The sequence below is a fragment of the Sphingobium terrigena genome (genome assembly GCF_003591655.1).
GTDB classification, from domain to species: Bacteria; Pseudomonadota; Alphaproteobacteria; order Sphingomonadales; family Sphingomonadaceae; genus Sphingobium; species Sphingobium terrigena.
This window is the reverse complement of sequence record NZ_QVRA01000002.1, coordinates 356,896-375,053: the sequence shown is the minus strand read 5'-3', so window position 1 is coordinate 375,053 and position 18,158 is coordinate 356,896. Positions and strand designations below refer to the sequence as shown.

The window sequence follows — 18,158 nt, the reverse complement described above, 5'->3', positions numbered from 1 at the left end:
GCAAGATGGGATTTTGAGCATGGATTTTTCGGTGGATGCGCAGTTCCAGCAGAAGCTGGACTGGATGAACGCCTTCGTCCGCGACGAGGTGGAGGCCATGGATCTTCTATTCCCGCAGGGGAGCGAGCAATTCAACGTGAAGAACAGGAAAGCGCGAACCCTGGCGAAAAGGTTGCAGGCCAAGGTCAAGCAGCAGGGGCTTTGGGCATGTCACCTGACGCCGGAACTTGGCGGCAAGGGTTACGGACAGGTCAAGCTGGCGTTGATGAATGAAATTCTCGGCCGGACATCGTGGGGGCCGGTGATATTTGGGTGCGCAGCACCGGACACAGGCAATGCGGAGATCCTCGCGATGTTCGGCACTGCCGAACAGAAGGCCCGCTATCTCCAGCCCCTGCTCGATGGCGATATCTTTTCCACCTATGCGATGACGGAGCCTCAAGCCGGTGCCGATCCCAAGGAGTTCACCTGCCGCGCATGGCGCGAAGGCGACGAATGGGTGATTGAGGGCGAGAAATGGTATGCCTCGAACTTCAAGAATTCGAGCTTCGTCATCGCGATGGTGGTGACCAACCCGGAAAACCCGCCCCACCAGCGCATGTCGATGTTCCTTATTCCTTCGGACACGCCGGGGATCGTCGATGTCAGAGACGTCGCGGGCATGAACGATAGGGTGGACAATGGTCATCACGCCTATCTGCGGTTCGATCGCGTCCGTGTACCGCTCGATGCGATGCTCGGCGCACCGGGCGAAGGCTTCAAGCTGGCCCAGGCCCGCCTTGGCGGAGGCCGCATCCATCACGCCATGCGCGTTGTCGGCCAGTGCCAGCGCGCGCTCGACATGATGCTGGAGCGGGCTGTCTCTCGCCGCACGCAAGGTCGATCGCTTGGCGATCATCAGTTTGTGAAGGGGATGATCGCGGACAGCGCCATGGAACTGGAGATGTACAGGCTTCTCGTGCTGAAGGCCGCCTGGACCATCGATACGCAACCCCATGGCGCGGCGCGCATCAATATCGCGATGAGCAAGGTCGCAATGGCCCGCGTCTATCACGACATCGTCCGCCGTGCGGTCCATCTGCATGGCGCGCTCGGCACCACGCATGAAACGCCACTGGCGAAGATGTGGATGGGCATTCCGATGCTGTCGGTGGCCGATGGTCCGACGGAAGTCCATCAGGTCCAGATCGCGAACATGCTGCTGAAGGATGCAGTACCCGTCGATCGCCTGTTCCCCAGCGAGCATATTCCAACAAGGACCGCCGATGTCGAGGCTCGCTATCTGTCCGAGCTTGAAGAGATCGAGCGCGAACTTGCGATAGCATGATTGGATCGACAGATGCGTAGCCTGTTTGACCTTACCGACAAGGTTGTCCTCGCAACGGGGGGAATGAGCGGCATCGGCCTGGCCTTTCTGCAAGGATGCGCGCGGCAGAATGCCTCTATTGCGATACTGGACCGCGATACGCGCCAGGCTCGAAATGTCACGGACAAGCTAAAGGCTCTGGGCGCGCCGATCGTGCATATTGAAACGGTCGATGTTTCGGATGACGACAGCGTTGATCGGGCGTTCGCATCTACGATCGGCGCCATGGGTAAGATCGATTGTGTCTTTGCCAATGCAGGCGTCAGTAATCGCGCAAAGTCCTTCGATGAGATCACGAGTCAGGACTATCATGCGCTGCTGGACGTCAACCTGCATGGCGCCTTTTACACCCTGCGCGCGGCAGTGCGCCATATGAAGGCGCGTGCGGAGGAAGGCGACCCAGGAGGATCGCTCGTCGCTTGCGGCAGCCTGTCGATCTTCCAGGGGCTTCAGGGCATGGAGCACTATGCGGCAGCCAAGGGTGCCTTGCTGGCTATGATCAAGGGACTGGCGGTAGAGATGGGGCCTTATGGGGTCAGGGCGAATATGCTGGTGCCCGGCTTCATCCTGACCGGGCTTACTGGCAGCAGCCCGGAGACTGAAAAGCTGATCGAGCACTTTTCCCGGATAACTCCGCTCGGTCGTCCGGGTGACCTGTCAGACATTGAAGGGCCGGCGGCCTATCTCGCGTCCGACGCCTCCAAATTTCAGACCGGCGGTACGCTGATCATCGATGGCGGCAGACTTGTCCGAAATGGCTGACCCCGTGCTTGGCAGCCAATTGATGATATCCTTCTGGATTTGAGGTGTTTCATGTCGGTTTCGATTGATTTGAGTGGACGGGTGGCTGTCGTGACTGGCGGAAGCCGGGGTCTGGGCCGGGCGATCACATTGGGGCTAGCGCGGGCCGGTGCCGCAGTTGCCATCGCCAGCCGCAAGATCGGAAGCTGCGAGGCTCTGGCCGAAGAGGTGGCAGCGGCAGGCGGCAGAGCTTCCGCCCATGGTTTCGATGCGGGCATTTGGGACGATTGCGACCGCCTTTTCCAAGAGGTCAACGACCGTTGGGATGGCGCACAGATACTTGTCAATAATGTGGGCAAATCGCCAGTCGAACCCTCGTCGCGAGAAACCAGTCAGGCGGCGTTCGATCATATCCTTGCGGTCAATCTGCGCTCCGCCTTTCGCCTTTCATCGTTGTTCGGCGCGCGGATGGTCGAGCGCGATGGCGGCGCTATCATCAACATAAGCTCAACCGGATCGATCAAGCCGGAACCCTATTTCGCGCCCTATGCTGCCGCGAAGGCCGGCTTGAACGTGCTGACCGAGTGCTTTGCCAAGGAATTTGCGCCCAAAGTCAGGGTCAACACAATCATGCCGGGTCCCTTCCACACCGATGGGACCAGAAGCTGGTCGCGATCGGACGGATTTTCAGACCATGCACGCAAACACCAGCCGCTTGGGCGAGGCGGCGAGCCCGACGAGATTGTCGGCGCGGTTCTGTTCCTCGCCAGCGATCTGGCTTCCTATGTCACTGGCACCCGCGTGGCGGTCGATGGCGGACACAGCATCTCCAGAGGATGATCAACCCCGATATCCGCAAATTGAGGAACGAATTGTGAAAGATCGGGTCGCCCTAGCCAGCGGACGGAAGGCCAACGGGAATCTTGTACTGGCGGCGTGCCGGCAGTCGCATCGAACATAACATGTCGCTCATCGAACTGGTTGTGGCGATCATGTCGTTGGGGTTGGCTTCTACCCCGGTTGAACAGGCGGCGGCGATCAGGGGTGTGTGCCCTCGCTCTTGGCCAAAGCCTCAGCGATTTCGCGCGACCCGATGGTGATCCTGAGCGAACACAGCGTTCATGGACGGTAGCAGTTCAGGCCTCGGCAGGTCGCTTCGCGCGCCAATGACTACTCGCCCGTTTCTCTCTCATCAGAAGGTGACATACGAGACTGTCCCGGTGATCGGGACGTCGTTTCTGTCCCGGCGGAACCCAATCCACTGGCGCACGGCCACAGAAAAGGCTGTTGGGACCATCGATCCTTTCCCCTGCCATCGATGCCGACAGCGCCGTGGCGATCATCCCGGCAATCATCGTCAGATTGCTATACCGCATGACTGAACCGGGTTTCCGCCGGGCGGAGATAGGTGTCGAAGCACGCTGCGATCGAACGGGCATAGGGCTGCGCGTCGGGCAGGATCTTGATCCTGCCTTCGCCCAGTTTCACCATGCCCATACGGACAAATCTGTCGAGGCTTTCCGACCCGCAAAGATCGCCGACAGGCGCCATACCATCGCAAAGCAAGCGCTCGATCAGACGCCCGCGCTCTTGGTCGTCCAGGCTCCGCACGACACCGCGTGTCGCAGGCAATCGGTCCCCTGCGACGATCTCTCTATACGCGCCGGCATTTTTCTCATTCTGCACGATCAGGTCGGGAAACTGGCTGATCGCACTGGCGCCCAGCCCAATCAGCATATCGCTGTCATCTTCGGTAAAGCCCTGAAAATTGCGTCTCAGCGTGCCGTTGGCGGCGGCTTGTGCCAGCGGGTCCTGAGGCAGCGCAAAATGATCAAAGCCGATCGCGCGATAGCCTGCGGCGGTCAGCATGGCATGGCCGCGCGTTGCCATGGCGAAGCGTTCCGCCATGCCCGGTAGGTCCGCCTGCGCGATCCTGCGTTGGCGGTGCAACAGATGGGGCATATGCGCATAGCCGAACAGCGCGATCCGCGAGGGTGCCAAACTTATGGTGGTTTCAAGGGTCTGGGCCAGATCCGCCTCGCTTTGCCCCGGCAAGCCGTACATCAGGTCAAAACCGACCGTCACATTGTTCCGCTTGAAACGGGCAACCGCCGCCTCCACCATGTCGACCGGCTGAATCCTGCCGATGGCCTGCTGGACGTGCGGGGTGAAGGTCTGCACCCCCAGATTGACCCGCGATATACCCATCCGGGCGATGGCGTCGATCCAGCTCTGGTCGAGCCGCCGGGGGTCGAGTTCGACCGAGAGGGACGCGGCGCTGGTGTCGAAGCAGACCAGCAGCTGATGGTTGATACGGAGCCAGTCGACCAGTGGCAGCGAGTTGGGACTTCCACCGCCAAAGGCGATCTGCGTCACCCGGCCACGTCCGCCAAGGCGCGCCGCGACCATGGCGATTTCCTGCTCCAGCGCATCGACATAGGCGGCGAGGCGATTAGGCCGGGTCGCGGCACCGGTGTTGCAACCGCAATACCAGCAAATGTCATGGCAATAGGGAATATGAAGATAGAGCGAGATGCGCGCGTCCCCGCGCACGGACGCGAGCCGCGCCTCCAGCGCCTCTGGGCCCACATCATCGGTAAACTGCGCGGCGGTGGGATAGCTGGTGTAGCGCGGCACTGGCGCGGCCAGCAGGTCGGGGTGGTATTGGAACATGGGGATCGGCCTGCCACCCGATAGCCTCTGCTGCATTGCGCTGGATCAAATCAGCAATTGCGCGGCGTCAAGGACGTCGGCGCAACTCCGGCGCACAAGGCCGCCACTGACCGCAACATCAGGGACGGAGAAAGATAATGCGCATGAAAATCATCTTGCTGGCCAGCGCCATGGCGGCCGCTTCGGCCACCGCGCCGGCGCAAGCCAAGCAGGGCGATATAGTCGTAAGGACGCGCGCGATCATGGTCGCGCCCAACGAAAAGAGCGGCAGCGTGCTGCCGGGCTTTCCGGGGGAAAGGGTATCGGTCGACAACAGCATCATGCCTGAAATCGACATCACCTATATGGCGACCGACCATATCGGCTTTGAACTGATCGCTGCGACGACGAAGCACACGGCGAGCGGCCGCACCGGGACCACCGGCAGTATCGGCAAGCTGGCCTCCACCTGGGTGCTGCCGCCGACGCTGACAATCCAATATCATCCGGTCGTGGACGGTCATGTCCGCCCCTATGTCGGCGCGGGCATCAACTATACGCTCTTTTATGCCGAAGATGCGTCCAAGGCGCTGGAGACGGCGGTCGGCAAGACCAGGGTCCATATGTCCGACAGCGTCGGCTGGGCCGGGCAGGTTGGTGTCGATATCGACCTGAACGACAAGATATTCCTCAACATCGACGTCAAATATATCGATATCAACACGAAAGCGCGGCTGGCTACGACAGCAGCAGGCACGCAGCGGGTGAAGCTGGCACTCGATCCTTTGGTATTCGGCGTGGGCGTGGGGATGCGTTTCTGACGCCCTGAATAGGGACATTTGCGGATGGAGGCGGCCGCAGCACCGGCATAATCAGAAGGGCAATTCCCTTACGTATCCATCCCCGGAGTTCACCCCATGAAAACCATTCTGCTGCACATCCACGGGGATAGCGCCCAGACGAGCAGGATGGAGGTCGCGCTGGACATTGCCCGCGCGACCGGCGCGCATATCCGCTGCCTTCAGGTCACGCCGGTCATCGATTATGTTTCGGCGGATATGTATGGCGGCAGCTATGTGCTGCCCAGCGACATCGACAATATTCGCGTCGCCGAGGCGCAAGAAAAGGCCAAGGTCGAAGCGCGGATGCAGCGCGAGGGCGTGACGTGGGACTGGCGGCATAGTGACGGCGATGTCGTGCAGTGCCTGCTGTCCGCGTCGCGGCTGGTCGATGCGATCGTCGTGACCCTGCCGGCGCAGGGCCGCCGGGCGATTGGCGATCCGCTGCCGATCGTCGCCGACCTTGCGGTCAGCAGCCGCGTGCCGATCCTGGCGGTGCCGCAGGGGTGCCAGGGCTTTGTCTGTCAGGGGCGGGTAATGGTGGCATGGGACGGATCGCATGAAGCCGCCGTCGCCTTGTGCGCCGCCCGGCCGCTGCTGGCGCTGGCCAGCGAAGTGCATGTCGTCACGGTCGAGGAAAAGACCAAGCGCGATTTCCCCCCGATCGACGCCAGCGAATATCTCTCCCGCCACGGCATTGCTTCGGAAATCCACGAATGGCCGCGCAAGGGGCGCACGGTCGAGGAGGCGCTGGCCGCCGCTGCCGCAGAATTGCGCGCGGACTGGATTGCCATGGGTGCTTTTGGCCATAGCCGCCTGCGCGAGACCATCTTTGGCGGCGTCACTCGCTACCTGCTCGGCGAAGCGCGGGTTCCGCTCTTGCTGGCACACTGATTTCCGGTCAGTGATGGGCGATGGCAATCAACGATGTCGATCCGCGCGATGATGCGCACAGCCTGGAACAGGCATTGTTGGGATCGATCCTGGCGACGGTGCCTGACGCCTTGATCGTCATCGACGCGCGCGGGCGCATCATATCGTTCAGCCCCGCGGCGCAGCGCATGTTTCACTATAGCGAAGCCGATGTGCTGGGCGAGAATGTGGCGATGCTGATGCCATCGCCCGATCGGGATCGGCATGACGGCTATCTGGCCCATTATCGCGACACAGGCGAAAAGAAGATCATCGGCATCGGTCGCCTGACCACGGCCCGGCGGCGGGACGGGTCGACCTTCCCGATCGAACTGGCGGTGGGCGAGGTGCATGATCAGGGGGAGCCGCTATTTACCGGCTTCATCCGCGACCTGACCGAGCGGCAGCGGACCGAGCGGCGGGTGCAGGATTTGCAGGCGGAACTGAGCCATGCGTCGCGCGTGACCGCCATGGGGACGTTGGCCGCCGCGCTGGCGCATGAACTCAACCAGCCCTTGACCGCAATCGCCAACTATATGGAGGCGGGCCGCGATCTGCTGGCGCAGGACGGCGCGATCGACCGTGCCTTGCTGGGCGAAGCGATGGACGAGGCCGCGACCCAGGCGCTGCGCGCGGGGGAGATCATTCGGTCGCTGCGCGAATTCATCCGCCGTGGCGAAGCCGACCGCCAGCCCGAAACCGTCGCCACTTTGTTGTCGGAAGGGGTTGCGCTGGCCTTTATCGGCATCGACAGCCGGGGCATCGACATGGACATTGCCGTCGATCCGCGTGTCGGTAGGATCATGGCCAACAGGGTGCAGGTGCAGCAGGTGATCATCAACCTGGTCCGCAATGCGGTGGAGGCCATGGAGGGACGGCCAATGCGCATCCTCCATCTCTCCGCCGCGCCCGATGAGGAAGGCCGCGTGGAAATCATCATCGCCGACAGCGGCCCCGGCCTTGATCCCGCAGCCGAAAAATCGCTCTTCACCCCATTCAGCACCACCAAGCCCACGGGCATGGGCGTTGGGCTGTCGATCAGCCGCACCATCGTCGAAGGGCATGGCGGCCGCATCTGGACGAGCCGGTCGCGCTGGGGCGGGGTCGCCTTTCACTTCACCCTTGATGCTGCGGATTGACGCCATGACCCAACCCCTCATCTATGTCGTCGATGATGATGAGGCGATCCGCCGATCGCTCAGCTTCATGCTCAAGACCAGCGGCTTTGCGGTGCAGAGCTTTTCGGGCGGCATCCCGTTCCTGAAGGATGCCGCCGGGCTGGCGCAGGGCTGCGTCCTGCTGGACGTGCGGATGCCGGATATGGACGGGCTGGAGGTCCAGCGCGAACTGCGCGCGCGGGGCATCATATTGCCCGTCATCATCATGACCGGCCATGGCGACGTTGGCATGGCGGTGGCTGCGATGAAGGCGGGCGCGACCGACTTCATCGAAAAGCCGTTCGAGAAGGCGGCGCTGCTGGACGCCATCGCCGCTGCCTGCGCCCAGGTCGCCGCGCACCGCGATGCGGGCGCCCGGCGGGACGAGGCGCAGGCGCGTCTCAACATCCTGACCGATCGTGAGCGTGAGGTGCTGAACGGGCTGGTCGAAGGGCTGCCCAACAAGTCGATCGCCTATGATCTGGGCATTTCGCCGCGCACGGTGGAAATCCACCGCGCCAACCTGATGCAGAAGCTGGACGTGCGCAGCCTGTCCGAAGCTTTGCGCATCGCGTTCCAGGCGGGGCTGGAATGACGCCTGATCAGGGACATTACGGATAGGCCCATGCCCGTCGCTGCGTCAGGCAGCGATCATGATGATGCATTTTGATCTGGCGCAAACCGCGCCCGCCGCCGCTCCGGTCCCCTGCCAGGATGCCAGCTATTGCCAGCAATGCGACGTGCGGGCGCGCGCCATTTGCGGCACGCTGGAGGATGACGAGCGCGCCGCGCTCAATCGCCTTGGTCGGCGGGTCATGGTGCAGGCCGGACAGACAGTGATGTGGGAGGGCGACGACGCCACCATCGTCGCCAATGTCATTGAAGGCACGCTCAAATTGTCGGCCTCCACCGGCGACGGACGCGAACAAATTGTCGGCGTAGTCTATCCATCCGATTTCATCGGCCGCCCCTTTGGCCGCAGCACGCCGCACAGCGTCACCGCGCTGACCGACGCGCGGCTTTGCCTGTTCACGCGGGGCGCGTTCGACGGCTTTGCCCGCAACCATCCCGAATTGGGTCATCGCCTGTTGCAACGCACGCTGGATGATCTCGATCGGGCGCGGGCCTGGATGGTGCTGCTGGGTCGCAAAAATGCGCGGGAAAAGATTGCGACCTTCCTGCTCGACATGTCGCATCGGCTGGCTGGGGAGGGCGCTGGGCCGCTCGACAGTTTCGCGCTGCCCCTGTCGCGTCAGCAGGTCGCCGATGTGCTGGGCCTGACGATCGAGACGGTCAGCCGCCAGATGACCGATATGAAGCGCGCCGGGATCATCGCGCTGCCCAATCGGCGCACCGTCGATATTCTGGATCGCGACCAACTGGCCTGCTGCGCCGAAGCGGCCTGATCCGCCTGTTTCGGCCCGGCTAGGGACATTCCCCTACAGACCCCGATGCCCCCTTTTGACAGAGGACAAGGACAGTCGATGCCCGGCCGTGCAGGCGCGGCGACGAACATATCTCCTGGGGGATAAGCATGGAACAATTGGTCATCAAGGCGGGCGGATGGTTCGCGCTGGCCCTGCTTGCAGCCGCTGCTGCCGTCATGGCAGCGGACACCGGCTTTGCCGTCCATATGACGATCGTCGCAGCGACGGGATTGCTGCTTGCGGCGCTCACGCTCAATCGCGCCGATTATGGCGCGATCGTGCGTGGCGCGCTCAGAATGCCCGATCCGGGGCGCTATGATGACGACATGGTTCGCTGGGGCGTGATCGCCACCATTTTTTGGGGTCTGGCGGGATTTCTCGCCGGTCTCTACATCGCGCTTCAGCTGGCCTTTCCGGCGCTGAACCTGGGCATCGAATATACCAGCTTCGGGCGGTTGCGGCCGCTGCATACTTCGGCGGTGATCTTTGCCTTTGGCGGCAATGCGCTGATCGCGACCAGCTTCTATGTCGTGCAGCGCACCTGCCGCGCGCGGCTCGCCTTCCCGACGATGGCCCGGTTCGTGTTCTGGGGCTACCAGATGTTCATCGTGCTGGCGGCCACCGGCTATCTGATGGGCATTACCGAGGGCAAGGAATATGCCGAGCCGGAATGGTATGTCGACCTGTGGTTGACGGTGGTGTGGGTCTGTTACCTGCTGGTGTTCGGCGGCACGATCCTCAAGCGGTCCGAACCGCATATCTATGTCGCCAACTGGTTTTACCTCGCCTTCATCATCACCGTGGCCATGCTGCACATCGTCAACAATCTGTCGATGCCGGTCAGCCTGCTGGGGTCCAAAAGCTATAGCGCTTTTGCGGGGGTACAGGATGCGCTGACCCAATGGTGGTATGGCCATAATGCGGTCGGCTTCTTCCTGACCGCCGGCTTCCTGGCGATGATGTATTATTTCGTCCCCAAGCAGGCCGAGCGACCGGTCTATAGCTACCGCCTGTCGATCATCCACTTCTGGTCGCTGATCTTCCTCTATATCTGGGCGGGTCCGCACCATCTGCATTACACCGCGCTGCCCGACTGGGCGCAGACGCTGGGCATGGTGTTTTCGATCATGCTGTGGATGCCCAGCTGGGGCGGGATGATCAACGGCCTGATGACGCTGAACGGCGCATGGGACAAGATCCGCACCGATCCGATCATCCGCATGATGGTGATGGCGCTCGCCTTCTACGGCATGTCGACCTTTGAAGGCCCGATGATGTCGATCAAGGCGGTCAACAGCCTGTCCCACTATACCGACTGGACGATCGGCCATGTCCATAGCGGCGCGCTGGGCTGGAACGGCATGATCACCTTCGCCTGTCTCTATTATATGACGCCGCGCCTGTGGGGCCGGGAACGCCTCTATTCGCTGCGGATGGTCAACTGGCACTTCTGGCTCGCGACCGTCGGCATCGTTCTCTACGCCGCGGCGATGTGGACGGCGGGCATCATGCAGGGGCTGATGTGGCGCGAATATGGCAGCGACGGTTACCTCGTCTACGCCTTCTCCGAAGTCGTGAAGGCCATGTTCCCGATGTATGTCATCCGCGCTGCGGGCGGCCTGCTCTATCTGGCCGGTGCGATCATCATGGCGGTCAATATTGGCCTCACCATCGCAGGACGCCAACGGGACGAAAAGCCGATGCGCGACGCCGCCTTCGATCCTGCTGCGGATCGTCCCCTCCAGCCGCACGCCGCGTGACGGAGAAACCGACATGGAAACCAAGACAAAACGCAAATTCTTCGATCATGGCCGACTGGAGCGTAACGTCTCTTTGCTGGGGATCGCGTCGCTGATCGTCGTCGCCATTGGCGGCATCGTGGAGATCGCGCCGCTCTTCTGGATCGACAGCACGATCGAGAAGGTGGAGGGGATGCGCCCCTACACCCCGCTCGAACTGGCCGGGCGCAACATCTATATTCGCGAAGGCTGCTACAATTGCCATAGCCAGATGATCCGCCCGTTCCGCGATGAAGTCGAACGCTATGGCCATTACAGCCTGGCCGCCGAAAGCATGTATGATCACCCCTTCCAATGGGGGTCCAAGCGCACCGGGCCGGACCTGGCCCGTGTGGGCGGGCGCTATTCGGATGAATGGCATGTCCAGCATCTGGTCGATCCCCGCGCGGTCGTGCCGGAATCGATCATGCCGACCTATCCATTCCTGGCGGAGCGGGAATTGAAGGCAGGCGACATGAGCGGCGACCTGACTGCCCTGTCGCGGGTCGGCGTCCCCTATGACAAGGCCGCGATCGCTGCCGCCAATGAGGATTTGAAGGCGCAGGCCGATCCCACCGCGGACAGCATGGCGCTGGTGAAGCGCTATCCCAAGGCGCAGGTCCGCGATTTCGACGGTGACCCGAACAAGTTGACCGAGATGGATGCGCTGGTCGCCTATCTCCAGATGATCGGCACGCTGGTCGACACCAGGGCCGCCGCCGCGCAGGAGACGGTGCGATGAGCTATGACGCGATGCGCCATTTCGCCGACAGCTGGGGCCTGGTTTTCATGGGCCTCACCTATCTGATCCTCATCGGCTGGCATTTTCGGCCCGGCGCGCGCCGCCGCAGCGGCGATGCTGCCACGATGATCTTTACCGACAGCGAACCGAAGGGAAGCGACCATGGCTGACCCGACCAAGAGCAAGATCGACGAACCGACCGGCACCCCCACCATGGGGCATGAATGGGACGGGATCGAGGAACTGGATACGCCATTGCCGCGCTGGTGGCTGTGGACCTTCTACGCCTGCATCCTGTTTTCGCTTGGCTATGTGATCGCCTATCCGGCCTGGCCGCTGATCGAGGGCTATACCAAGGGTGCGCTTGGCTGGTCGAGCCGGGGCGATCTGGCCAGGGAGATGGCGACGCAGGCGGCGAAGGTGGCACCGATCCACCGGGCGATCGCGGCGACCCCGATCGATCAGCTTCCGGCCAGGCCCGCATTGATGCAGGCCGCGGTCGATGGTGGGCGCGCCGCGTTCAAGGTCCATTGCGTCCAGTGTCACGGGTCGGGTGCTGCAGGATCGAAGGGCTATCCCAACCTGAACGACGACGACTGGCTGTGGGGCGGCGATCTGGCCACCATCGAAAAGACGATCGTCGATGGCATCCGCAATCCCGATCATGCCGCAACCCGGCTGTCGATCATGCCAGCCTTTGGCCGCGACCAGCTGTTGCAGGCCGCGCAGGTTGATGATGTGGTTGCCCATGTCCGCACGATCAGCGGCCAGCAGAAGGGGGATGCTGCATCGCAGCGCGGCGCGCAGCTTTTCGCGGACAATTGCGCGGTCTGCCATGGCCCGGCGGGCAAGGGCAATCGCCAGTTGGGTGCGCCCAATCTGACCGACGGCATCTGGCTCTATGGCGGCGATGGGGACTCTCTCCACCAGACCGTCTGGAACAGCCGTCAGGGCGTGATGCCGCGCTGGGGCGACAGGCTGGACGCAGCGACGGTGCGGATGCTGGCGGCCTATGTCCACAGCCTGGGCGGCGGAGAGGCGGTGCCGATGACGGTGGTGGACAATGTTGCGCGCGAGGCGAGCGATGCGCGTCCCTAACGCCCCTCCGTTCGTCCCGAGCCTGTCGAAGGACCGTCCTTCTTTTCCACGGTCGGAAAGAGAAGGACAAGGCTTCGACAGGCTCAGCCCGAACGGATTTTGGGATGGCAGGCGTCTGGCTGACCTCCCATGACCACCGCCCCCCTGTCCCTCTACGAAAAGCGCAAGGGCGTTTATCCCAAGGCGGTCGATGGTTTCTACCGTCGCCTGAAATGGGCGGTAATGGCGGTCACGCTCGCCATTTACTGGATCACGCCGTGGCTGCGCTGGGATCGCGGTCCCTATGCGCCCGATCAGGCGGTGCTGATCGATCTCGCCCATCGTCGCTTCTACATGTTCGCGATCGAGATATGGCCGCATGAATTTTACTATGTCGCGGGGCTGCTGGTCATGGCCGGGGTCGGCCTGTTCCTGGTGACATCTGCCGTCGGGCGGGCCTGGTGCGGCTATGCCTGTCCGCAGACGGTCTGGACCGACCTCTACCAGCATGTCGAACGGTGGATGGATGGCGACCGCAATGCCCAGATCCGGCTCGACAAGGCACGCTGGAGTGTAGCCAAGCTCGCCCGGCGGCTCGCCAAATGGAGCGTCTGGCTGGTCATCGCCTTTGGCACTGGCGGCGCGTGGATCTTCTATTTCGCCGATGCGCCGACGCTCCAGCATCAGTTCTGGACCGGGACGGCGGCGAGTGTCGCCTATGCCACCGTCGCCATCCTGACCGCCACGACCTTCATCCTGGGCGGGTTCATGCGCGAACAGGTGTGCATCTATATGTGCCCCTGGCCGCGCATCCAGACTGCGATGCTCGACGAAAAATCGCTGGTCGTCACCTACAAGCATTGGCGCGGCGAACAGCGCGGCAGCCTCAAGAAGACGCAGGCGGCCCCGACGGAGTTCGGCGATTGCATCGATTGCGACCAGTGCGTCGCGGTCTGCCCCACCGGCATCGACATTCGGCAAGGGCCGCAGATTGGCTGCATCACCTGCGCGCTCTGCATCGACGCCTGCGACAAGGTGATGGGACAGGTCGGGCGACCACGCGGCCTGATCGACTATTGCACGGAGGATGACGCCAATGCGGAAAAAGCGGGGCGCGCGCCACGCCCCGTCATCCGGTCGCTGCTCCACGTTCGCACGCTCGTCTATCTGACGCTGTGGAGCGCGGTCGGCGCGGCGATGCTGTTTGCGCTTGGCACCCGCACGCGCATGGACATCAGCGCGCAGCAGGACCGCAATCCTATCGCCATGCGCCTGTCCGATGGCACGATCCGCAACGCCTTCACCGTCAAGCTGCGCAACATGGAATCGCGGCCCCGGCCCATGCGGGTCACGGTGGAGGGGCTGGCCGGGGTCAGCCTGTGGACCGACCGTGATGGTCGGGCCGATGCACGCACGGCGATCGACACGATCGTCCCGCCCGACAGCGTGGCGAAACTGCGCCTCTTCCTCGCCGCGCCAGCCCATGGCCCGCTGCGTCAGGACTTCGCCTTCACCGTCCGCGCCACCGATCGCGAAGGTGGCACTGACCGCGAACCTGCCCATTTTGAAAGGCTGCAATAATGTCCGGCTTTCGCCTTAACGGTCGCCATGTCGCGGGGATATTTGTCGGCTTCTTTGCCGTGGTCATCGCGGTGAATGTCCTGATGGCCAGCTACGCCATCGGGGGCTTTGGCGGCACGGTGGTCGATAACAGCTATGTCGCGAGCCAGCGCTTCAACGGCTGGCTGGCGCAGGCGCGCGCGCAGGACGCGCTGGGGTGGGAGGCGCAGGCCCAGATTGATCCAGACCGACATCTGGTCCTGACCCTGACCGGGCCGCAGAATGCCGCCGTTTCAGCCATCGCCGAACATCCGCTGGGTAAGGCCGCAGACATTGTGCTGCACATCACTCGCCAGGCCGACGGACGATTTCGCGCAACCATGCCGCTGCCACCGGGTCGCTGGCTGGTGCGCTGGACTGTGCGGGCCGATCGCCGCGCAATGCGTTTTGTGGAGAGGCAGGGATGATGGCAAGCGACGCCAAGACCATATTGCCCGAACGGGCGACGATCCACAGCATCTTCGCGGTGCCGGACATGCATTGCGCCGGCTGCATCGCCAAGGTCGAGCGCGGCCTCGCCAATGTACCCGGCATCGTGTCGGCGCGGGTCAACTATTCGGCCAGGCGGGTCACGATCGAGCATGACCAGGCGCTCAGCCCACCGGAGTTGCGCGCGGCCATCGCCGGGATCGGCTTTGCCGCCGAACCACTGGCGGACCCGATGGTCGATGACGGGCAGGCCGAGAGCAAGACGCTGCTCAAGGCTTTGGCCGTCGCCGGTTTCGCGTCGATGAACATCATGCTGCTGTCCGTATCGATCTGGTCGGGCGCGGATGGCGCGACGCGCGACCTGTTCCACTGGCTGTCGGCGCTGATCGCCCTGCCGACGGTCGCCTATGCCGGGCAGCCCTTCTTCCGTTCCGCCTTTTCGGCCCTGCGCGCGGGCCGCACCAATATGGATGTGCCGATCAGCATCGGCGTGCTGCTGGCAACGGGCATGAGCCTGTTTGAAACGATCACCGGCGGTCGCCATGCCTGGTTCGATGGCGCAGTGATGCTGCTCACTTTCCTGCTGGCTGGGCGCTGGCTGGACGGCGCGATGCGCGGCAAGGCACGCGATGGAGTCGCGGCATTGCTGCGCCAGAGCGCGCCCGGTGCCTATGTCGTGCGGGCAGGACAGCGCAAATGGGTGGCAGCGCGCAGCCTGACTCCGGGCATGATGATGCAGGTGGCCGCGGGCGAACGCTTTGCCGCCGATGGCGAAATCCGCGACGGGCGCAGCAGCATCGACCTGTCCTTCCTGACCGGCGAAAGCCAGCCAAAACCTGTCAGCATCGGGGATATGGTCCATGCCGGCGCGCTCAATGTCGATGGTCCGCTGACCGTCATTGTGCGCGCCTGCGGTCCCGACACGGTGATTGCCGATATTGCCCGGATGATGGACGCGGCGGGGCAGGGCAAGTCACGCTATGTCCGTATCGCTGATCGTGCAGCGCGCATCTACGCGCCGGCTGTCCACCTGCTCGCCGCGCTGTCCTTTGCCGGATGGATGATCGCGGGGGCGGGTATTCACCAATCGCTGCTGATCGCGACGGCTGTGTTGTTGATCACCTGTCCCTGCGCCCTGGGACTGGCCGTGCCAGCCGCGCAGGTTGTAGCCTGCGGCGCGCTGATGCGGCGGGGCATATTGGTCAAGGACGGGTCAGCGCTCGAACGGCTGGCGGAGGCGGATCGGGCGATCTTCGACAAGACCGGCACGCTGACGCTGGGACGCCCGGAACCGATCAATCTCGCATCGCTGACGCATGAGAAAAAGTCCATCGTGCTGGCACTGGCCCGCGCCAGTCGTCATCCGCTCAGCATCGCCCTTGCAGGGGCATTGCAGCGTCAGGGAATAGTCGCGGCAATGGTCGATGATCTGCAGGAAGTGCCCGGCGTTGGAATGCGCGGCAGCTGTGCCGGGCATCCTGTCGCGCTGGAGCGGCCATCGGGCGCGACCGCATGGGCGGGGCTGGCAACGCAATTTATGTTTGGCTCCCGCCGCGTCCTCCTGACCTTTGCAGACGCGCTTCGCCCAGATGCGGTTTCGAGCGTGGCCCGGTTGCGCGTGATGGGGCTGGAACCGATCATCGCCAGCGGCGACCGGCCCGAAGCGCTGCATGACATAGCCATCGCCACCGACATGCTGGCCACCGGCCGGATGACGCCGCAGGCCAAGCTCGCCATGATCGAGCGGCTGAAGGCACAGGGCCATCGCGTGCTGATGGTAGGGGACGGATTGAATGACGGGCCTGCATTGGCCGCCGGGCATGTCAGCCTGGCCCCGTCATCTGCCAGCGACGCCAGCCAACTGGCCGCTGACGCCGTGTTCCTGGGCGACAGCCTGGCCCCGGTCGCCATCGCCGTGCGCGCCGCGCGGCGGACGCTGGCGGTGGTGCGGCAGAATTTCGCGCTGGCGATCGGCTATAATCTGCTGGCGGTGCCGCTCGCCATCGCAGGCATGGTCACGCCGCTGGTCGCCGCGCTTGCCATGTCGGGATCGTCCATCGTCGTGGTCGCCAATGCATTGCGTTTGCGGAATGCGGCGAAATGATCGGCCTTGCCGTCCTCATCCCGATTGCCCTGTTGCTCGGCACGATTGGGCTGGCCGCCTTTTTCTGGGCGCTGCGGGCTGGCCAGTTTGACGATCCCGACGGTGCTGCGCTGCGCATCCTGAACGATGATGACTGAGCGGATCACTGGCCGGACCGGGCACTGTTACACAGCATTCAGCGAACGAGCCGAGCTTTCCTGAAGTGGGATGTAGAGAGGTCGTCGGTGCGAGCGCCCGTGTCGACCAAAGCGGATGGGCGGCGCTTGTCGGAGCCTGTAAATATGAGTGTCGACAAACAGTATACATATCAAAATGATATGCGGAACTGTCGAGTCCTCTAAGCCACCTTCTTCGGCCCTGAACCTGTCTTAAGGCGGTCTTGGCGTATCGGCCACTATGGCCTCCAGCGCCATCAGGATCGGCGGCATCGCCTGGCGCAACCCTTGCGCGCGCGGGCTGAACAGCAGGCCGATCGTGCGCCGCGCGCCGAAGTCCTTGAGGGCCGCGCGCGCCATGCCCGGCCAGCCATAGCCCATCGGCATCACCGTCACGCCCAGCCCCGCCGCGACCATCTGCATCACCCGTTCGTCATTGGTCGCGCGAAAGGCGAAATGCGGGCGCACGCCGCGATCGACAAAATAGCGGCTGGTCGCCGACAGCGCCTCGCAATGGCGGCGCACGATCATCACCTCGCCCGCCAGTTCCTCCGCCGCGATCATGGTCCGCCCGGCCAGTGCATGGCTGGCGGGCAGGGCCAGGCCATAGCCTTCCTCCGCGATCGGGCGCGCCGCATAGCGATCCGCCCCGTCGCGCACCAGCGTCAGCGCCACGTCGACCCGTTCCGCATCCAGCCGCGCCAGCAATTCGCGCTCGGTCCCCGGCACCAGCTCCAGCGCCTGCGCATCGCCCGGCGCGCAACCCGCCACCGCCTGTGCCACCAGCGCGCCGGGGATGCTGGTCAGCAACCCGATGCGCAGCGGCGCGCCCTGCGCCGATCGCGCGCCTGCCTGCTCGGCCAGGTTGAACTCCCGCTCGATCCGCCGCGCATGGCCCAGCAGTTGCGCCCCCGCGCCGGTCAGCTCGACCCGCTGGTTGCTGCGCAGGAAGAGCGGCGCGCCGACCGTCTGCTCCAGCTTGGCAATGCCGACTGACAGCGTCGGCTGCGACACATGGCAATGCGCCGCCGCACGGGAAAAATTGCCCTGGTCGACCACGGCCAGGAAATAGCGCAGCAGATAGCGTTCGATCATAGATGGAAACTATACACTATGCCGCGCCCTTTCAATTTTTCTCTTGGGCCGCCAGCCGCTAGGA

18 protein-coding genes are annotated in these 18,158 nt (G+C 63.5%); 16 read left to right on the top strand and 2 right to left on the bottom strand.

Annotated elements, in window-relative coordinates; genetic code table 11:
* Positions 1-19 precede the first annotated feature (19 nt).
* The 3 genes from D0Z70_RS03785 (at position 20) to D0Z70_RS03775 (ending at position 2,947) form a co-directional block, all read left to right on the top strand.
* Positions 20-1,327 (top strand): acyl-CoA dehydrogenase family protein, encoded by a 1,308-nt coding sequence (locus tag D0Z70_RS03785; protein ID WP_119744038.1) that lies wholly within the window; start codon positions 20-22, stop codon positions 1,325-1,327.
* A gap of 12 nt (positions 1,328-1,339) precedes the next feature.
* On the top strand, positions 1,340-2,128 hold the full coding sequence (locus D0Z70_RS03780) for an SDR family NAD(P)-dependent oxidoreductase (protein ID WP_119744037.1): 789 nt from the start codon (positions 1,340-1,342) through the stop codon (positions 2,126-2,128).
* Between the two features lie 81 nt (positions 2,129-2,209).
* Positions 2,210-2,947, top strand: a complete 738-nt coding sequence (locus tag D0Z70_RS03775) for an SDR family NAD(P)-dependent oxidoreductase (protein WP_239018798.1) — start codon at positions 2,210-2,212, stop codon at positions 2,945-2,947.
* A gap of 525 nt (positions 2,948-3,472) precedes the next feature.
* Here the strand turns inward: D0Z70_RS03775 and D0Z70_RS03770 are convergent.
* A complete protein-coding gene (locus D0Z70_RS03770; protein ID WP_119744035.1) occupies positions 3,473-4,780 on the bottom strand; it encodes a radical SAM protein in 1,308 nt (435 codons plus the stop codon).
* Positions 4,781-4,917: 137 nt separating this feature from the next.
* Between D0Z70_RS03770 and D0Z70_RS03765 the strand changes: the two genes are divergently transcribed.
* The 13 genes from D0Z70_RS03765 to ccoS all read left to right on the top strand — a co-directional run bounded on the left by D0Z70_RS03765 (position 4,918) and on the right by ccoS (position 16,981).
* Entirely contained in the window at positions 4,918-5,580 is a 663-nt protein-coding gene (locus D0Z70_RS03765) for an OmpW/AlkL family protein (protein ID WP_119744034.1), read from the top strand.
* Between the two features lie 96 nt (positions 5,581-5,676).
* The gene (locus tag D0Z70_RS03760) at positions 5,677-6,492 is read left to right on the top strand and encodes a universal stress protein (protein ID WP_119744033.1); all 816 of its coding nucleotides are present in this window, start codon (positions 5,677-5,679) and stop codon (positions 6,490-6,492) included.
* 20 nt (positions 6,493-6,512) lie between these two features.
* A complete protein-coding gene (locus D0Z70_RS03755; protein ID WP_119744032.1) occupies positions 6,513-7,649 on the top strand; it encodes a sensor histidine kinase in 1,137 nt (378 codons plus the stop codon).
* Between the two features lie 4 nt (positions 7,650-7,653).
* Entirely contained in the window at positions 7,654-8,262 is a 609-nt protein-coding gene (fixJ, locus tag D0Z70_RS03750; protein ID WP_119744109.1) for a response regulator FixJ, read from the top strand.
* Positions 8,263-8,320: 58 nt separating this feature from the next.
* Positions 8,321-9,073: a Crp/Fnr family transcriptional regulator gene (locus tag D0Z70_RS03745; protein WP_119744031.1), complete on the top strand. Its 753-nt coding sequence runs from the start codon at positions 8,321-8,323 to the stop codon at positions 9,071-9,073.
* 128 nt (positions 9,074-9,201) lie between these two features.
* A complete protein-coding gene (gene ccoN, locus D0Z70_RS03740) occupies positions 9,202-10,854 on the top strand; it encodes a cytochrome-c oxidase, cbb3-type subunit I (protein WP_119744030.1) in 1,653 nt (550 codons plus the stop codon).
* A 13-nt stretch (positions 10,855-10,867) separates the two neighbouring features.
* Positions 10,868-11,614, top strand: coding sequence for a cytochrome-c oxidase, cbb3-type subunit II (gene ccoO, locus D0Z70_RS03735; RefSeq protein WP_119744029.1), 747 nt, complete (start codon positions 10,868-10,870; stop codon positions 11,612-11,614).
* Positions 11,611-11,784, top strand: coding sequence for a cbb3-type cytochrome c oxidase subunit 3 (locus D0Z70_RS03730; protein WP_119744028.1), 174 nt, complete (start codon positions 11,611-11,613; stop codon positions 11,782-11,784). The genes ccoO and D0Z70_RS03730 overlap by 4 nt, the downstream gene beginning before the upstream one ends.
* Positions 11,777-12,712, top strand: coding sequence for a cytochrome-c oxidase, cbb3-type subunit III (ccoP, locus tag D0Z70_RS03725; protein ID WP_119744027.1), 936 nt, complete (start codon positions 11,777-11,779; stop codon positions 12,710-12,712). Before D0Z70_RS03730 ends, ccoP begins: the two co-directional genes overlap by 8 nt.
* A gap of 129 nt (positions 12,713-12,841) precedes the next feature.
* The gene (gene ccoG, locus D0Z70_RS03720; RefSeq protein WP_119744026.1) at positions 12,842-14,272 is read left to right on the top strand and encodes a cytochrome c oxidase accessory protein CcoG; all 1,431 of its coding nucleotides are present in this window, start codon (positions 12,842-12,844) and stop codon (positions 14,270-14,272) included.
* Entirely contained in the window at positions 14,272-14,718 is a 447-nt protein-coding gene (locus D0Z70_RS03715) for a FixH family protein (RefSeq protein ID WP_182913827.1), read from the top strand. Before ccoG ends, D0Z70_RS03715 begins: the two co-directional genes overlap by 1 nt.
* Complete coding sequence (locus D0Z70_RS03710; RefSeq protein ID WP_420820358.1) at positions 14,715-16,844, top strand: heavy metal translocating P-type ATPase; 2,130 nt, start codon at positions 14,715-14,717, stop codon at positions 16,842-16,844. Before D0Z70_RS03715 ends, D0Z70_RS03710 begins: the two co-directional genes overlap by 4 nt.
* The gene (gene ccoS / locus D0Z70_RS03705) at positions 16,841-16,981 is read left to right on the top strand and encodes a cbb3-type cytochrome oxidase assembly protein CcoS (protein WP_119744023.1); all 141 of its coding nucleotides are present in this window, start codon (positions 16,841-16,843) and stop codon (positions 16,979-16,981) included. Before D0Z70_RS03710 ends, ccoS begins: the two co-directional genes overlap by 4 nt.
* A 231-nt stretch (positions 16,982-17,212) precedes the next feature.
* Here the strand turns inward: ccoS and D0Z70_RS03700 are convergent, their stop codons facing one another.
* The gene (locus D0Z70_RS03700; RefSeq protein ID WP_119744022.1) at positions 17,213-18,094 is read right to left on the bottom strand and encodes a LysR family transcriptional regulator; all 882 of its coding nucleotides are present in this window, start codon (positions 18,092-18,094) and stop codon (positions 17,213-17,215) included.
* Positions 18,095-18,158 lie beyond the last annotated feature (64 nt).

What these genes read in the sequence shown, in the direction of transcription:
- ccoP (WP_119744027.1), top strand. Translation starts at nt 11,777, where the DNA reads ATGGCTGACCCGACCAAGAGCAAGATCGACGAACCGACCGGCACCCCC.
- ccoG (WP_119744026.1), top strand. Translation starts at nt 12,842, where the DNA reads ATGACCACCGCCCCCCTGTCCCTCTACGAAAAGCGCAAGGGCGTTTAT.
- D0Z70_RS03780 (WP_119744037.1), top strand. Translation starts at nt 1,340, where the DNA reads ATGCGTAGCCTGTTTGACCTTACCGACAAGGTTGTCCTCGCAACGGGG.
- D0Z70_RS03760 (WP_119744033.1), top strand. Translation starts at nt 5,677, where the DNA reads ATGAAAACCATTCTGCTGCACATCCACGGGGATAGCGCCCAGACGAGC.
- ccoN (WP_119744030.1), top strand. Translation starts at nt 9,202, where the DNA reads ATGGAACAATTGGTCATCAAGGCGGGCGGATGGTTCGCGCTGGCCCTG.
- D0Z70_RS03710 (WP_420820358.1), top strand. Translation starts at nt 14,715, where the DNA reads ATGATGGCAAGCGACGCCAAGACCATATTGCCCGAACGGGCGACGATC.
- D0Z70_RS03730 (WP_119744028.1), top strand. Translation starts at nt 11,611, where the DNA reads ATGAGCTATGACGCGATGCGCCATTTCGCCGACAGCTGGGGCCTGGTT.
- ccoO (WP_119744029.1), top strand. Translation starts at nt 10,868, where the DNA reads ATGGAAACCAAGACAAAACGCAAATTCTTCGATCATGGCCGACTGGAG.
- ccoS (WP_119744023.1), top strand. Translation starts at nt 16,841, where the DNA reads ATGATCGGCCTTGCCGTCCTCATCCCGATTGCCCTGTTGCTCGGCACG.
- D0Z70_RS03700 (WP_119744022.1), bottom strand. Translation starts at nt 18,094, where the DNA reads ATGATCGAACGCTATCTGCTGCGCTATTTCCTGGCCGTGGTCGACCAG.
- D0Z70_RS03765 (WP_119744034.1), top strand. Translation starts at nt 4,918, where the DNA reads ATGCGCATGAAAATCATCTTGCTGGCCAGCGCCATGGCGGCCGCTTCG.
- D0Z70_RS03770 (WP_119744035.1), bottom strand. Translation starts at nt 4,780, where the DNA reads ATGTTCCAATACCACCCCGACCTGCTGGCCGCGCCAGTGCCGCGCTAC.
- D0Z70_RS03745 (WP_119744031.1), top strand. Translation starts at nt 8,321, where the DNA reads ATGATGATGCATTTTGATCTGGCGCAAACCGCGCCCGCCGCCGCTCCG.
- D0Z70_RS03715 (WP_182913827.1), top strand. Translation starts at nt 14,272, where the DNA reads ATGTCCGGCTTTCGCCTTAACGGTCGCCATGTCGCGGGGATATTTGTC.
- fixJ (WP_119744109.1), top strand. Translation starts at nt 7,654, where the DNA reads ATGACCCAACCCCTCATCTATGTCGTCGATGATGATGAGGCGATCCGC.
- D0Z70_RS03785 (WP_119744038.1), top strand. Translation starts at nt 20, where the DNA reads ATGGATTTTTCGGTGGATGCGCAGTTCCAGCAGAAGCTGGACTGGATG.
- D0Z70_RS03755 (WP_119744032.1), top strand. Translation starts at nt 6,513, where the DNA reads ATGGCAATCAACGATGTCGATCCGCGCGATGATGCGCACAGCCTGGAA.